Origin of the sequence: Streptomyces sp. HNM0574 (genome assembly GCF_012726235.1) — a bacterium.
Lineage (GTDB): Bacteria > Actinomycetota > Actinomycetes > Streptomycetales > Streptomycetaceae > Streptomyces.
In genome coordinates, this window is record NZ_JAASAH010000006.1 from 213,307 (window position 1) to 228,064 (window position 14,758).

General features: G+C 73.3%; 12 protein-coding genes and 1 pseudogene. 5 read left to right on the forward strand and 8 right to left on the reverse strand.

Annotation, left to right across the window (positions count from 1 at the left end; translation table 11 throughout):
* Positions 1-5: 5 nt before the first annotated feature.
* Together HCC30_RS13635 and HCC30_RS13640 are read right to left on the reverse strand one after the other, a co-directional pair.
* Entirely contained in the window at positions 6-791 is a 786-nt protein-coding gene (locus HCC30_RS13635; protein ID WP_169442885.1) for an amino acid ABC transporter permease, read from the reverse strand.
* A gap of 77 nt (positions 792-868) precedes the next feature.
* On the reverse strand, positions 869-1,612 hold the full coding sequence (locus tag HCC30_RS13640) for an ABC transporter substrate-binding protein (protein WP_240979582.1): 744 nt from the start codon (positions 1,610-1,612) through the stop codon (positions 869-871).
* A 549-nt stretch (positions 1,613-2,161) separates the two neighbouring features.
* Here HCC30_RS13640 and HCC30_RS13645 point away from each other — a divergent pair.
* From HCC30_RS13645 to HCC30_RS13655, 3 genes are all read left to right on the forward strand, one after another.
* The gene (locus tag HCC30_RS13645; protein WP_169442762.1) at positions 2,162-2,818 is read left to right on the forward strand and encodes a methyltransferase; all 657 of its coding nucleotides are present in this window, start codon (positions 2,162-2,164) and stop codon (positions 2,816-2,818) included.
* Positions 2,819-3,045: 227 nt separating this feature from the next.
* Complete coding sequence (locus HCC30_RS13650) at positions 3,046-3,723, forward strand: DUF4232 domain-containing protein (protein ID WP_169442763.1); 678 nt, start codon at positions 3,046-3,048, stop codon at positions 3,721-3,723.
* A gap of 80 nt (positions 3,724-3,803) precedes the next feature.
* Positions 3,804-5,378 (forward strand): FAD-dependent oxidoreductase, encoded by a 1,575-nt coding sequence (locus HCC30_RS13655; protein ID WP_169442764.1) that lies wholly within the window; start codon positions 3,804-3,806, stop codon positions 5,376-5,378.
* A gap of 18 nt (positions 5,379-5,396) precedes the next feature.
* Here the strand turns inward: HCC30_RS13655 and HCC30_RS13660 are convergent, their stop codons facing one another.
* A complete protein-coding gene (locus HCC30_RS13660; RefSeq protein ID WP_169442765.1) occupies positions 5,397-6,062 on the reverse strand; it encodes a DUF1345 domain-containing protein in 666 nt (221 codons plus the stop codon).
* 182 nt (positions 6,063-6,244) lie between these two features.
* Between HCC30_RS13660 and HCC30_RS13665 the strand changes: the two genes are divergently transcribed.
* A complete protein-coding gene (locus HCC30_RS13665; RefSeq protein WP_169442766.1) occupies positions 6,245-7,462 on the forward strand; it encodes a CaiB/BaiF CoA-transferase family protein in 1,218 nt (405 codons plus the stop codon).
* Positions 7,463-7,807: 345 nt separating this feature from the next.
* On the opposite strand, the gene HCC30_RS13670 is transcribed toward HCC30_RS13665, so the two are convergent.
* On the reverse strand, positions 7,808-9,382 hold the full coding sequence (locus HCC30_RS13670; protein WP_169442767.1) for a pentapeptide repeat-containing protein: 1,575 nt from the start codon (positions 9,380-9,382) through the stop codon (positions 7,808-7,810).
* A gap of 170 nt (positions 9,383-9,552) precedes the next feature.
* Here HCC30_RS13670 and HCC30_RS13675 point away from each other — a divergent pair, with 170 nt between their 5' ends.
* Positions 9,553-10,425, forward strand: a complete 873-nt coding sequence (locus tag HCC30_RS13675) for an ABC transporter substrate-binding protein (protein ID WP_169442768.1) — start codon at positions 9,553-9,555, stop codon at positions 10,423-10,425.
* 78 nt (positions 10,426-10,503) lie between these two features.
* Here HCC30_RS13675 and HCC30_RS13680 read toward each other — a convergent pair whose 3' ends face one another.
* The 4 genes and pseudogenes from HCC30_RS13680 to HCC30_RS28600 form a co-directional block, all read right to left on the reverse strand.
* Positions 10,504-11,748, reverse strand: a complete 1,245-nt coding sequence (locus HCC30_RS13680; protein ID WP_169442769.1) for a DUF2993 domain-containing protein — start codon at positions 11,746-11,748, stop codon at positions 10,504-10,506.
* A gap of 238 nt (positions 11,749-11,986) precedes the next feature.
* Complete coding sequence (locus tag HCC30_RS13685; RefSeq protein WP_169442770.1) at positions 11,987-12,952, reverse strand: hypothetical protein; 966 nt, start codon at positions 12,950-12,952, stop codon at positions 11,987-11,989.
* 9 nt (positions 12,953-12,961) lie between these two features.
* Positions 12,962-14,350 (reverse strand): nucleobase:cation symporter-2 family protein, encoded by a 1,389-nt coding sequence (locus tag HCC30_RS13690; protein ID WP_206323792.1) that lies wholly within the window; start codon positions 14,348-14,350, stop codon positions 12,962-12,964.
* A 116-nt stretch (positions 14,351-14,466) separates the two neighbouring features.
* A pseudogene (locus tag HCC30_RS28600) lies at positions 14,467-14,667 on the reverse strand (hypothetical protein); the annotation flags it as partial.
* Positions 14,668-14,758: the final 91 nt, after the last annotated feature.

The window sequence follows — 14,758 nt, forward strand, 5'->3', positions numbered from 1 at the left end:
GCGCCTCACCTCGCCTTCGCGGTACGGGCCTCCAGCCGCCGGACGAGATGGCCGAGCGGGAGGGTGATGATCAGGTAGCACAGCCCGGCGACCAGGATCGGGGTCAGGCTGCGGTTCTCGTTGAGCGCGTCCCGGCCGAACTTGGCCAGCTCGTACTGGCCGAGCGAGAGGCCGAGCAGATAGACCAGCGAGGAGTCCTTGGTGAGCAGGATCAGCTCGTTGGTCAGCGGCGGCAGGACGATGCGGAACGCCTGCGGGACGACGATCGAGCGCAGCGCGCGCCCCTGGGACATGCCCAGCGAACGGGCCGCCTCCACCTGCCCCTTGGGCACGGCCTGGATACCGGCCCTGATCGTCTCCGCCATGTACGCGGCCCCGACGAGGCCGAGCGCCAGCATCACGGTGACGTACTGGTCGATCACCACCTGGAAGGCGATCGGGACGCCGAAGCCGAGCGCGATGAAGACCAGCAGCGCGGGAACGCCCCGGAAGAACTCGATGTACGCGATCGCCAGCCACCGGTACGGCGGCACCGACGAGAGCCGCATCAGCGCCAGGACCAGCCCGAGCGCGAGCCCGAAGCCGAACCCGAGCAGCGTGTAGACGACGGTGTTGACCAGCGCGGTGCCGATGATCTCGGGGAACTGGGCCCGCGCGACGTCGAGGTCGAAGAAGGCGCGGCGGATCTCTCCCCAGTTCGCGCCGAGGGCGAGCGCGGCCACGGCGACGGCCAGTACCGCGTACTGGACGCCCCGTACCGTCCGCGCCCGCTGCCTGCGGTGCGTGAGCATGGCGGGCATGGTGGTGTGACTCCTCAACTGCCGCCTGCCCGGCGGCGTCCGAAGGCCGTGCGGGGTGCGGACGGTGCCTACTTCCCGGGCTCCTTGCCGAACCACTTCTTGTGGATGCGGTCGTACGTCCCGTCCGCCCTGGCCTGCTTCAGCACCTGGTCGATCTTCTTCCGCAGCGCGGTGTTGCCCTTGCGCACGCCGAGCCCGTACTGCTCGCCGGTGTCGAACTCGGCCGTGACGCGGGTGTCCGGATTGCCCTTGACGTAGTCGTAGAGCACCCCGTTGTCGTTGATGCCCGCGTCCACCTGGCCCGTCCGCACGGCCGTGAGGAGCAGCCCGACGTCCTCGAACTGGACCAGCTCGACGCCGTCGGGCGCCTTCTTCCGCGCGTACTCCTCGCCGGTGGTCGACGCCTGGACGCCGAGCTTCCTGCCCTTCAGGTCCTTCAGCGAGGCGTACGTGGCGCCCTTCTTGACGAGCAGGGCCTGGGTGGCGTCGAAGTAGGGGGCTGAGAAGTCCAGGTTCTTCCTGCGGACGTCGTTGATGGTCATGCCGGCGGCGGCCGCGTCGCACTTGTTGGCGTTGAGGTCCTCGCCGGACTGGATGCCCTCCCAGGGCGTGTCCACGATCTTCTGCTCGACCTTGAGCTCCTCGGCGACCAGGTCCATCACGTCGACGTCGAATCCGACGATCTTTCCGGATTTCTTGAACTGGAAGGGCTCGTAGGGCAGATGGGTACAGACCGTCAGCTTCCCCTCCGACACCAGCCGGATCTCGGAGCCCCCGGCCCCGGCCGAGGTGGTACTCGTGCAGCCGGCCAGCAGACCGGAGGTCACGAGGAGCGGGAGAACGGCCGCGACCGGACGCCGCGGGGATCGGGCAGACACCTTCGCAGACACCTGGGGTCCTCCTGGGATGTTGAGCAATACCGCATCCGGCAGGGCGAGTTGCGCTGCATCCTGCCACCGGGCCCCGGGACTGTCGCCGCCGGGGAGCATTGCGAGCGGATAACGAACAGCGGCCCGTCCGCCCGGTCCGTCCCCTTTCGTTCCCGGGTGGCGGCCGCGCGGGGGCCCGGTGTCCCTTTTCCTGCGTCCCGGCGTAAAATTCCCGACAGCGGTGGACAATTCTTTCTCCCCGGCCGATGAGAATCCGATTAATTTCCGGCGGCGTACGGGGACCGGTCCGCACCCCTTTCAGGGCGGAAACCGCGCGGCGAAAGCGATCACCGGAGCCTGTCCTCCGGGCCATTCCCGAACGGCGACCCCAGGTGGGGTGCCCGCTAGCGTGTCGTCGACGACGGGCGGCCGTTCCCCGGAATGCGCCGCGTCCTGAGCTGCCGAAAATTTCGCCATCACCAAGGGATCGACGTGTCACTGTTCCTCAGGGAGTTCGCCCGGACCCGCCGGGACACAGGAGCCATCGCCCCCAGCAGCCCCTGGCTCGCCAAAGCCCTGACCCGCTACGTGGTCCCCACCCCCGGAAGCCCGCGCGCCGTGCTGGAGGTCGGCCCCGGCACCGGAGCCGTGACCCGGCACGTCCGCGCCGCGCTGGACCCGCTGGACAGCCTCGAACTCGTCGAGGCCAACCCCCGGTTCGCGGCCCTGCTGGAGCGCAGGTACGCCACCGACCCGCAGGTGCGCCTGCGGACCGGACAGGTGCAGCAGCAGGAACTGGGCACCTACGACACGATCGTGTGCGGCCTGCCCTTCGCCAACTTCGACGCCACGACCGTCGAGCAGATCTTCCGCCACCTGCTGTCCGCGCTGCGGCCCGCCGGCACCCTGTCCTTCTTCGCGTACTCCGGCATGCGGCCGCTGCGCCGCATGTTCACCACCGGCGCCGAGCTCGGCACCGTGCTGGACACCCAGGCCGCGGTCGAACGGGCGCTGGACGCGCACCAGTTCCGCCGCGAGACGGTGCTGTGCAACATCCCGCCCGCGCACGTGCACCATCTGGCCCCCGTCCCCGGCGCGGCCCCCGGCGCCCTCGCCGCCCGCAACGCCCGCTTCGGGTACGCGGGCTGAACCCCGAAGGCGCGGCAACTCCTCCCGCCCGGAAGGGAGTTGCCGCATCCGCCGGGCCGCGTGCGGTTCCCGTCCGGCGCGGATTTCCCCCGTGGGGTGGATCACAGGGGGCGGTGTAACCGAAACCGTCCCCGGCGCCGTCCCTGTGGACGACCCGGCCCGGCCGCCCCGCCCCAAGCGGGCGGCCGCGCCGCATCCGGAACACCCTGGGGGACCCTGTGACCAGCATGCGCCGTACCACCCGTCCGACCGGCCCGGGCCGCGCCCGCCGCACCGCCCGTACCGCCGGCCTCGTCACCGCCGCAGCCGCCGCCGTGTTCGCACTGACCGCCTGCCAGGACGAAGCCGCCAACTCCGCCGCCACCGGCGGGAGTTCCGCCGACTCCACCGCGAAGGGCACGGGTCCGGCGGACCCCGGAGCCCAGGACCCCGGCTCGACGGGCGGCGGCACCGAGCCCGGTGCCGGCGGCACCGGGGGCTCCGGCGAGGAGCGCACCACCTGCACCGTCGGCAAGGTCGCCGTCGGGCTCCAGGAGACCGGCGGCAGCGCGCCCGTCGTCCTGCTCAAGGCCACCAACAACGGCAGCGCCCGCTGCGACCTGTACGGCCACCCGTTCGTGGGCCACCCGGACGCGCAGTCCCCGCTCCCGGCCGGCGGCGGCACCCCGCAGTCCGTGGTCTCCCTGGAGCCCGGCGCCTCCGCCTACGCCTCGCTCGGCCTGGCCGAAGGCGAGGGCGCCGACGTGCACCGCGAGAAGCGGCTCACCGTCGAACTCGCCGACCGCGAGGGCCAGGGCACCGGCGCCACCGCCGAGGTCACCTCCCCGGGACCCGCCGGACTCGCCCTCGGCGAGGACTCCACCGTCTCCTACTGGAACGACACCCTCGAGGGCGCGATGCGGTAGCGGCGGGGCGCGTCTGCTTTCGCGCCGGCTGGGCAACCTTCGCTCGTACGACGCACTCCTCACCGACCCAAGGGGATGGAATGAGCAGGTACGACTACGTCGTCGTCGGCGCGGGATCAGCGGGCTCGGTGCTCGCCGCCCGGCTCACGGAGGACCCCGGGGTCCGGGTCGCGCTGATCGAGGCGGGCGGCCCGGACACGGCGCAGGAGATCCATGTCCCGGCCGCCTTCCCGCAGTTGTTCAAGTCCGACCTCGACTGGGACCTGGACTCCGAACCCGAGCCGGGCATCGGCGGACGCCGGGTCTATCTGCCGCGGGGCAGGATGTTCGGCGGGTCCAGCTCGATGAACGCGATGCTCTACGTCCGCGGCAACCGCGCCGACTACGACGGCTGGGCCGCGGCCGGCGCCACCGGCTGGTCGTACGCCGAGGTGCTGCCGTACTTCCGGCGGGCCGAGGACAACCAGCGCGGCGAGGACGAATACCACGGCGCGGGCGGCCCGTTGACGGTCAGCGACGCCCGCTTCGCGCACCCGCTCGCCTCCGCCTTCGTCCGCGCCGCCGAACAGGCCGGGCACAAGCCGAACGAGGACTTCAACGGCGCGACGCAGTTCGGCGTCGGCCGCTACCAGGTCACCCAGCGCGGCGGCATGCGGTGCAGCACCGCCGTCGCCTATCTGCACCCCGCGCTCGAACGCCCCAACCTCACCGTGCTGCCCTCGGCCCGCGCCCACCGCGTGGTCGTCGAGGGCGGCCGGGCCACGGGCGTGGAGGTGGAGCGCGGCGGCACCGTGGAGGTCGTCCGCGCCGAGCGCGAGGTGATCCTGTCCGCGGGCGCCTACGAGTCGCCGAAGCTGCTGATGCTGTCCGGCATCGGGCCCGGTGCCACCCTCGCCGCGCTCGGCATCGACGTCCTCCGTGACCTGCCCGTCGGCCAGGGGCTCCAGGACCACTACATGACGCTGCTGAACTTCCGCACCGACGCCGAGTCGATGCTGTCCGCGGCGACGCCGGAGAACGCCGCGCTGCTGCAGAGCGAGGGACGCGGGCCGCTGACCTCCACCCTCGCCGAGAGCGGCGGCTTCTTCCGCTCCCGGGACGAACTGACGGCCCCGGACGTCCAGTTCCACGCCGCCGGCCTGCTCTACCACCAGGAGGGCCTGGGCGCGCCCACCGAGCACGGCCTCGCCTTCGGTCCCTGCGTCCTCGCGCCGACCGGCCGCGGCACCGTCACCCCGCGCTCCCCGCGCCCCGACGCCGCACCCCGCATCCAGCACAACTTCCTGACCACGCAGGAGGACCGGGACTGCATCGTCGCCGGCATCCGCCTCGCCCTGGAGATCGCGGACCAGCCCGCCGTGGCCGACCTCGTCACCGGCCCGTACGACACACCCGCCTCCGCCTCCGAGGACGACATCCTCGACTGGGCGCGGCGCGCCGGGCACACGCTGTACCACCCGACGTCGACCTGCGCCATCGGCGCGGTCGTCGACCCGGAGCTGCGGGTGCTCGACGTGGCGGGCCTCCGCGTCGTCGACGCCTCGGTCTTCCCCTCGGTGCCGCGCGGCAACACCAACGCCCCCACCATCATGGCGGCGGAGAAGGCCGCCGACCTCATCACCGGCGCCGCACCCCTGACTCCGGCCGCCCGTTGACGCGTGGGGCGGCGCCGCTCAGACGCCGCCCACCGCCGAGACCAGGCTGGCGACGGTGACGGTGTTGAAGACGAAGGCGATGACCGCGTTCGCCGCCACCGTCCGGCGCATCTCCCGCGAGGTCACGTCCACGTCGGTGGTGCCGAAGGTCGTCATCACCGACAGCGCGAAGTACACGTAGTCGGACCAGGCCGGGGGTTCCTTCCCGGGGAAGTCGAGCCCCCGGCCGTTCTCCACCAGGTTGTCCGCCTGGAACGTCACCGCGAAGGCCACGGCCACGCAGATCCAGGCGAGGACGACGAGGGCCAGCGCGAGCAGCGTGCGCGGCGCCGCCTCGAAGGTGGTGTGCAGATGGCCGGGCAGCCACACCACCGCCACCACCAGCGCGGCCGCCGCGATGAGCAGCGACACCCCGGGGCCCGGCGCGGTCCCCAGCAGGTAGCGCTGCGCGAAGGTGCCGCGCGCCTCCCGGTGCGCCCAGGAGCGGACCCGGTCCGGGGCGACCGTCAGGAAGGTGCCCAGTGTGACGCCGAGATAGGGCACCAGATAGGCGAAGAGCGCCAGCACGCCGACGTCCACCGCCGAGATCCGCGCCACGCTGTCGAGCGGCAGGAGCGCGGCCGCGCACAGTGCGACGAACAGACTCACGGCCGACCGGCGCCGCTCGGAGAGCCAACGATGCACGGAACGACCTCCACACGGCGGGCGCCGCACTGCCCTGTCAGCGCGGCGCGGGGTGCCCGCCAGGATGTCAGCCACGGGGCGCACCACGGGTGAGGCGGACGCGGGGGTTGCGGACGGCCCGCGCGTGGGTAGTCCACCGCACCGGCCGCCCCTGTCCCCGACCGCCCCGCCGTGGAGGCACCATGACCGTCCCGTCCGCAGCGTCGTACGGGTCCCCGCCGCCGCTCGCCGGGATCACCGTGGTCAGCGTCGAGCAGGCCGTCGCGGCGCCGTTCGCGACGCGGCAGCTCGCCGACCTCGGCGCCCGCGTGATCAAGGTGGAACGCCCGGACGGCGGCGACTTCGCCCGCCGGTACGACACCGCCGTGCACGGCGAGTCCAGCTATTTCGTCTGGCTGAACCGCTCCAAGGAGTCGCTCACCCTCGACCTCAAGCAGCGGGCGGGACGGGAGGTGCTGGAGTCCCTGCTGTCCGGCGCCGACGTGTTCGTGCAGAACCTGGGCCCGGGCGCCGCCGGACGGCTCGGCCTGGACGCCGGCCGACTGGCCGCACGCCACCCGGACCTCGTCCCCTGCGCCATCACTGGCTGGGGCTCCGACGGCCCCTGGGCCGACCGCAAGGCGTACGACCTGCTGGTGCAGTGCCAGACCGGACTCGTCTCGCTCACCGGCACCCCCGAGGGCACCGCGCGGGCCGGCATCTCGGTCGCGGACATCGCCGCGGGCATGTACGCGTACAGCGGCATCCTCACGGCGCTCCTCGCGCGGGCCACCACCGGCACGGTCCGCGCGGTGGAGGTCTCTCTCTTCGAGGCACTGGCCGAGTGGCTGAGCCAGCCGGCCGGTTACACGCGCTACGGCGGCACCCAGCCGCCCCGCCTCGGCACCCAGCACGCGACGATCGCCCCGTACGGCGCCTACCCGGCGCGCGACGGCAGACAGGTGCTCTTCTCCGTGCAGAACGCGCGCGAATGGCACGCGTTCTGCGCCCGCTTCCTGGAACGCCCCGGCCTGGCCGACGACCCGCGCTTCGCGACCGGCGCCGACCGGGTCGCGCACCGGAACGAGCTGAACGCGATCGTCGCCGCCCGCTTCGCCGAACTCGACGGCGCGCGGGCCCAACAGGCGCTGGACGCCTGCCGGATCGCCAACACCGGCGTCAACACCGTCGAGGACTTCCTCGCCCACCCCGTGCTGAAGGAACGCGACCGCTGGCGCACCGTGCCCCTCCCCGGCGGCGAACACTCCGCCGAAGCCCTGCTGCCACCCGCCGACCTGTCCGGCGTCGAGCCCCGCATGGGCCCCGTCCCCGCCCTGGGCGAACACACCGAACCCATCCTCACCGCACTCGGCCACGACCCCGATTCCGTCGCCGCACTGCGGGCACGGGGCGTGGTCTGACGCGCGGGGCCTCCTCCGGCCGCGCGCCCCGGCACACCCCCGCTCCACGATCGGGGCATCGTCGCGGCGGCGCGGACCCGGGCAGGATCGCCGCCCCCGCCTCGGCGGCCAACGGCGAGCTGATCATCAACGGCGAGACCCACGTCGACCCGCACGGCTGCATCCCGCTGGAGGGCTACGCCGACGAGATCGTCAACCACACCGACAGCCCCGCCGTGCTCCACGAGGGCTACGACTGCCAGGGCAGGGTCATGGAGACCGTCGCCCCCGGCGGCGAGACCTTCAACGACTGGGCCTACAGCCTCCGCATCAACTGACCGGGGCGGGGGCGGTTTCGGGCCGGAGTCAGTCCGCGGAGCCCGGCCGCGAGGCCCAGGCGCGGAGTTCCCCGGGTACGCGGCCCGAGGCGCCCAGCAGCTCCACTTCGACGTCGCGGTACCGCTGGGCGTGGTCGAAGGAGAACCGGCTCCCGAGGAACTCGGCCCCGGTGAAGGAGAGTGTGCCGCGCCTCAGGCTGGCGTGGGCGAGGACGACGTCGGCCACGCCCACGCCGCGTCCGGCGAACTTCGCCGCGAAAAAGCCGAGCTGACCGCCGCAGAGGGTGGCTTCGGCGAAGGAGAGCCGGCCGTCGGCGAATTCGGCCCCGGTGAAGGAGATCTCGCCACCGGAGATCTCCGCGCGGGCGAACGAGACCAGGCCGCCGGCGAACTCGGCACCGGTCAGCAGGACCTGCCCGCCCGCGAACCGGGCGTCGCGGAAGCTGACCGCGCTGCCGCAGAACCGCGCCCCCGTGAAGGACACCGCACCGGCGGAGAACACCGCGTAGGCGAAGGAGACCTCGCCGTTCTCGAAGCGGGCGTGGTGGAAGGCGACGCGGCCGCCCGAGAACTCGGCGCGCGCAAAGCTGACCTCTCCGCCGGTGAACCGGGGCTGGAGGAAGGTGACGTGCCCGCCGGTGAACCGGGAACCCCCGAAGCGGACTTGGCTCCCGGAGAATTGCGCCCCCAGAAAGCTGACGTCGCCCCCGCAGAACTCCGCGGCGCCGAAGGAGACCTCACCGCCCGAGAACTCCGCGCCGAGCAGCACCAGCGCCTCGGAGAACCGCGCCCCGGAGAAGTCGACCTCGCCCCCGGTGAACCGCGCGTCCAGGAAGGACACCCGGCTCCCGGAGAAGTGCGTCTGGGCGAAGGAGACCTTCCCGCCGCAGAACGTGGCCCCCGCGAACGACACCTCCCCGCCCGAGAAGTGGGCGCCGGACCAGTCGCCTCCGTCGAGGACGGTGCCGGTGAGATCGAAGTCGTAGCCGCGCCAGGAGTGGGGGTGGTCCGTGGGGAGGCGGAGGTGGTCGCGGATCAGGCGGATGACGGTGTGGCGGACCTCGCGGAGGGCGAGGTGCTCGCGGCGCGCCTCCTGGTCGCCGTCGCCGGGGTCGGGGGCGTACGGCAGGCGGAGGTAGGCGCACAGGACGTCGACGCAGGTCTGGCGGAGCGCGTCGGTGGGCGCGTCGTCGGCGAGTCCGGCGAGGGCGTGAACTCCGCCGAGGCGGACGGCCGTCGACGGGTCGCCGAGCTGGGAGACGGCGGTGGTGAAGCGTTCGGTGTGCAGCCGGACGGTCTCGCGGTGCGCCCCGTCCTCGTCGATGCGCTGCCGCCGGTAGGCGACCACCAGGGCGACCAGCGCGCCCGAGCCCGCTACCACCCCGAACGAGAGCTTGACCAGGTCGAACAGCGTCCTGGAGGTCAGCCGGGTCTCCGGCGCGAGCCCCTGTACGCCCAGGAGTCCGGCCAGCGTCCAGAAGACCGTGCCGGACACGGCGAGCGCGGCCGTGAAGATCAGCGCGAGTACGGTGCCGACCGGCCACAGCCGGATCCCCGTCCGCGCCCGTACCGTGTGCCGCCGCGCCGGCCCCCGTGACCCCATGCCCGTGACCCTAGGCATCGGACGCCCAACCCGCCAGCGGGGCAAGGGAGTTGGCGTTCGTCGCGGGCCGGTGCAGGTACGCATACCGCGGGCAAGTGCGGGGGAGGGCACTGGCACAGACGCGCGCGCCCGTCCACCGAAGGGCGCGCACGAGGGCGGGCGGGAGACGCATGACCATGGACAGCTTCTGGGCCTTCCGCGACGACCGGGGACGGGAAGCGACGGCTCCGCGCCGCCCCCGCCGGATCGTCGCCTACGTACAGGCGGCCGCGGTCCTCCAGGACCTGGGCCTGCCGGTGAGCGGCATATTCGGCTCCCCGCACGACAAGGACGGGATCGACCCGGTCAAGGCGGAGGCCCTGACGGACAGGGACGTCCCGTACCTCGGCGCGGGGGCCGAGATCGACGCCGCCGCGGTCCGCGCGAGCGGCGCCGACCTGTTCGTCTCCGTCACCTACGACGGGGAGCACCTCTACGGCGTGGACCCGGAGACGGCCGGGGAGCTCGCCGCTGAACTGCCCACGGTCGCCGTCGGCACGGGCGCGGGCCACTCGCTCTTCTCCGTGCGCGAGCGGTACGCGGAACTGGCCCGCTCGCTCGGCGCCGAACCCCCGGCGCCCGCCGGGCTGGAGGCGAGCGCGGACGCGCTGCGGGCCGCGGCCGGGGAGGCGCCGCGGGTGCGGGTGACGGCGCTGTCGCCCGCGGGCGCCGACACGGTGCACGTGGCACGCGCCGACGCGTGGCCGGATCTGCGGGCACTCACCGAACTGGGGCTCCGTCCGGCGGACCTGCCGGGCAGCGGCGGCAACTGGGTCACCACGGACTGGGCCACGGCGGCCGGGGCGGCCCCCGACGTGATCCTCGCGGACGCCCGGGGCAACGCCACCCCGCTCGACGCGCTCCGGGAGAACGAGGGCTGGACGCGCCTCGCGGACGGCGCCACCGTCCTCCCCTGGAACCCCGAACTCCCGTGCACCTCCCGCGCGATGAGCCACTTCTTCAGCACCCTCGCCCAGGCGGTGGCCGCCCGGACGGCGGGATAGCCGGACACGCCGCGCCCGGCGGCGGTGCCGGCGCGCGTCCGCCGGCGCCCTCGCCGTACGCGCACGGGCAGGCCGCCGTCAGCCCTTGGTGGCGCCGAACTTGAGGCCGGGGCTGACGAGTTCGGCGTGGATGCCGTCCTTCCGGACCGCGAGCGTCCGGATGCGGATGTGGCCGGGGGAGTCGGGCAGCCGCGTGGACCAGGTCAGCTCGTCCGCGAGCTTCGGGGCCTTCAGCTTTTCCAGGGCGTCGATCAGGCCCGGGTCGATGCCGAACTTCTTCAGCAGGGACGGGTTCTCCAGCGCCGCGTCCAGGAGGTTGACCCGCATCAGCCGCTCGGTGAACCGCGGTTCGCCGGTCAGCCGGTGCAGCGCCGCCTCGCTCTGACGTATCCGCGCCGCGCGCCGCGGGGTCAGGCCGAAGCGCTGCGCCACGCTGCCGACCCGGAACAGGGCCCGGACCTTCGCCGCGTCGTTCCGGACGCGTTCGGCGAGCGGTTCGGCGAGCCGCAGGCCGCCGTCCTCGCCGGGCGTGTAGGAGAACAGCCCCGGCACGTCCAGCCGCATGTCGCGCACCGTGGTGCCCACGCCGGTCCGGCCGATGCGGCGCAGGTGCGCGGTGGCGTGCAGCTGCACGGTGCGGCCCGCGACGGGCAGCCGCCCGTCGGCCAGCACCGTGTCCGGGCGCTTGCCGCGGTGGAACGAGACCTGGGAGGTGCCGAGTTCACGGTCCAGGTCGTCGAAGGCGAGCATCACCTCGCCGTGCGTCCTCCCCAGTACCGCGCCCTTGACGGACAGCGGCGAGTCGCCGGTGACCAGGCGGACGTCGCGGGTGGTGCCCTCGACCCGGGCCACCGAGATCCGGCCGCCGGGCGCGTCGGTGACGGTGACGTCGGCCCGGTCCAGCTCCTCCGTGGCGAGCTGGGTCAGGAAGGGGAAGCCGGGGATGCGGACGTCGGGCTTGGCGCGCAGGTGCAGCGACTCCTGCACCTGCGTGGCGGCCTTGTCCTCCGCGTACAGCACCGCCCAGCGGTCCCCGACGCCGAGGAAGGCCAGGAGCACCGCCAGGGCGATGCCGATTTTCGCGGAGACGCGGAGCCGGGCCCGGAGGCGGGGGTTCTTGGCGCCCTTCGCGTTTTCGGTGCCGTTCTCCGGATTGCCGGAGGACTTTCCCGCACGGTGTTTGCCGCTGCTCTTGTCCGGGGTCTTCTCCTGGTTTTCCGCCAGCTTTTTCTCCTCGCCGGGAACGGCCTTGTCCTGATTCCCGTGCGGGGCGTGCGCTGTCCCTTCGGTGGATCCCTCCGGGGAACCATTGGTGCGTGTCATGGACACATCCGAACACGGTCCCACCTGCGGCTCCAAGGGGCCCCGGCAGCTTGTTACTTGGCTGCTACGCGCCGCGCGGGACCGCGTGAGCATCCGGGCACACCGAGAAAACCGGTGCACTCAGCGCGGCGGTCGGCCGGGTATTTCCGGTCGCCGTGCGGGGAGTATTCCGGTGCGTGCTCGCGCGTCCATTCCGCGGGGATGGGGAATCGGTGAACCACCCCTCCCCGTAAGGCACTCAGGGCAGCACCCCCTCGCGTGCGCGGGTGAATGCGCGCACCGGATCGCCGTCCAGCTCCCAGGGCCACGGGGCCACGACGCCGCCCACCCGGCGGAAGACCCGGAGGGCGTCGGCGGGGCGGTGCGCGTGGACGAGCGCGTAGGCGAGGAGGTTGAGGTCGGCCAGCGCGGTGGCGTGCGGGAGGGCGTCCGGGCGCAGCCACTCGGCGAGGGCGCGGTCCACGCACGCCCGTACCGGCGGCTGGTGCCACAGATGGCCGGCCAGTACGGCGTTGGGGCCGCCCGCGGCCAGTGTCCTGCGGTAGCGGGCGGTGAACGCGTGCAGCCGCAGGCCCGTCGCCGGGGCGCCGGGGGGCATGGCGGACTCGGCCGCGTCGACGAAGTCGATCTCCTGCGCGCTGGACCCGCCCTCGTCCGGCGACAGATAGCCGAGCATCTGCAGACAGGCCTCGCGGTGCCAGGCGTCCCGGCGGGCGACCTCGTGCCAGACGGGGAACACCTCGCCCGCGGGCCTGCGCAGCAGCCGGAGCACGCCCAGCAGCGCTGTCCAGGGCGCGGGGTCGTCGGGCAGCAGTCCGGCGGCGTGCCGGCAGGCGTCGACGGTGTCCTGCGGGCTGTGCACATGCTGCTCGCGGCGGCCGGTCTCCAGCTCCGTCCACGCCCTGAGCAGCTGCAACTCGGCGCTGTCGGGCCGCCGTTCGGCCCACCGGCGGGCCAGGCCCGGGTCGATCGCGCGGGCGAGGGTCCTGCACCGGTGGGTGCGCCGCTCCCAGTCCGGGACGATGCCGTCGAGCAGCTGCTCGGCCAGGGTGAGGCGGATGTCGGCCAGTCCCTGCCCGATGTCCATCGGCGCCAGCCCTCCGGCGGGCGCCTCCAGCCGTTCGCACACGGCGCCGAGCCGGGCGTCGTCCAGCTCCGGGGCCAGGTACGGGCGCGGCAGCCCGCGGAACCGGAAGAGCGCCATGGGTGTTCCTCACCGGCCCTTGCGGGGTGAACGGTGGCGCGGCGGGGCGGCGGGGAGGTCGGGGCGCCGGCGGCGGGTCTCGTTGAACGCGAGGTTGAGCAGGACGGCCACGATGCTGGCGGCGCTGATGCCGGAGGACATGATCAGCGAGAACCACCGGGGGAACGGGTCCCAGAAGTGCGGGGCGGCGACGGGGACGAGGCCGATGCCCAGCACGGTGGCCACCAGCACCAGGTTGGCGTTGCGGTGGAAGCTCACCGTGGACAGCGTGCGGATGCCGCTGGCGGCGACCGAGCCGAACAGGACGAGTCCGGCGCCGCCGAGCACCGGGAGCGGCACCGCCGCGATCACCCTCCCCATGACCGGCAGCAGGCCGAGCACGACCATGAGGACGCCGCCGGCCGCTACCGCGTAGCGGCTCTTGATCCTGGTGAGGGCAACCACGCCGACGTTCTGCGCGAACGCGCTGGAGGCGAAGCCGCCGAACAGGGGCGAGAGGGTGGTGGCGAGCATGTCGGCGCGGAGGCCGTCGCCGATCCGGCGCGCGTCCACGCGGGAGTCGACGATCTCGCCCACGGCGAGGATGTCCGCGGTCGTCTCGGTGAGCACCACGAAGATCACCACCGTCATGGAGACGATCGCCGAGATCTCGAACACCGGCGGCCCGAAGGGCAGCAGCTGGGGCACGGCGAAGAACGAACCCTGGCCCACCGTGGAGAAGTCGGTCATGCCGAAGGCGGCGGCGCAGGCCGTGCCGAGGGCGATGCCCAGCAGGATCGACAGCCGGGAGACGGCGCCCGTGCCCAGGGCCGAGAGCGCCAGGATGATCAGCACCGTCAGCCCGGCCAGTCCGATGTCGGCCATGGAGCCGCCCCGCGCGGTGACGTTCCCCGTGCCGGAGGCCCAGCCGAAGGCCACGGGCAGCAGCGTCAGGCCGATGACGGTGATGACGGAACCCGTCACCACCGGCGGGAAGCAGCGGACGACCTTCCCGAAGAAGAAGCTGGCGACGAGCCCCGCCAGGCCCGCCACCACGGTGGCGCCGAAGACGGCGGGGAGCCCCTGGCCCTGCGCGGCGATGGCCGTCATCGTCGAGACGGCCGCGAAGGTGGTGCCCTGCACGAGGGGCAGCCGGGCTCCGAACTTCGGGAGCCCCAGCGTCTGCAGGAGCGTCGCCAGCCCGCTGACGAAGAGGGTGGCGGTCACCAGCAGCCCCACCTCGGGGCCCGACAGTCCGGCGGCGGGTCCGACGATCAGTGGCGGGGCGACGATGCCGCCGTACATGGTCAGGACGTGCTGGAGCCCGTAGGCCCCCAACTGCCCTGCGGACAGTGGCTGGTCCTCCGGCCGGGCCGGAGGAGTCCGCTTGTCGCCCCCGCGCGACAGAGACCCGAACACGTCTACGCCCTTCCGTAATCCGGAATGGAAATTTCAATGAGCGAAGACGTTAGCCACGCACCACCGGCGCGTCAACGCATGCGGCACAACACAACTCCTGCCGGTACACGCTCCGTTCACCTGTACGACCGCGCCGCGCGGAGGCGCGCCGGCACGGGCCGGCGGTGCGGCTGGGAGACGCCCGGCGGCGCGGTCTCCGTGGTGGCCCAGGAAGCGAGGATGCGCAAGCCGTCGTGGGAGGGGGCGCCGGGCTCGGCGGTCCAGACCACGAACTGCCGGTCGGGGTCGTGCGCGCAGGTGAGCGCGGACCAGTTGACCGCCTTCTTCGGCACGCACCTCTGACCGGTCCGTGTGCCCCGCCGGATTCCGCACGGCGGGCCGTCACGGCAAGTCGCGCTTCCGGCCCGG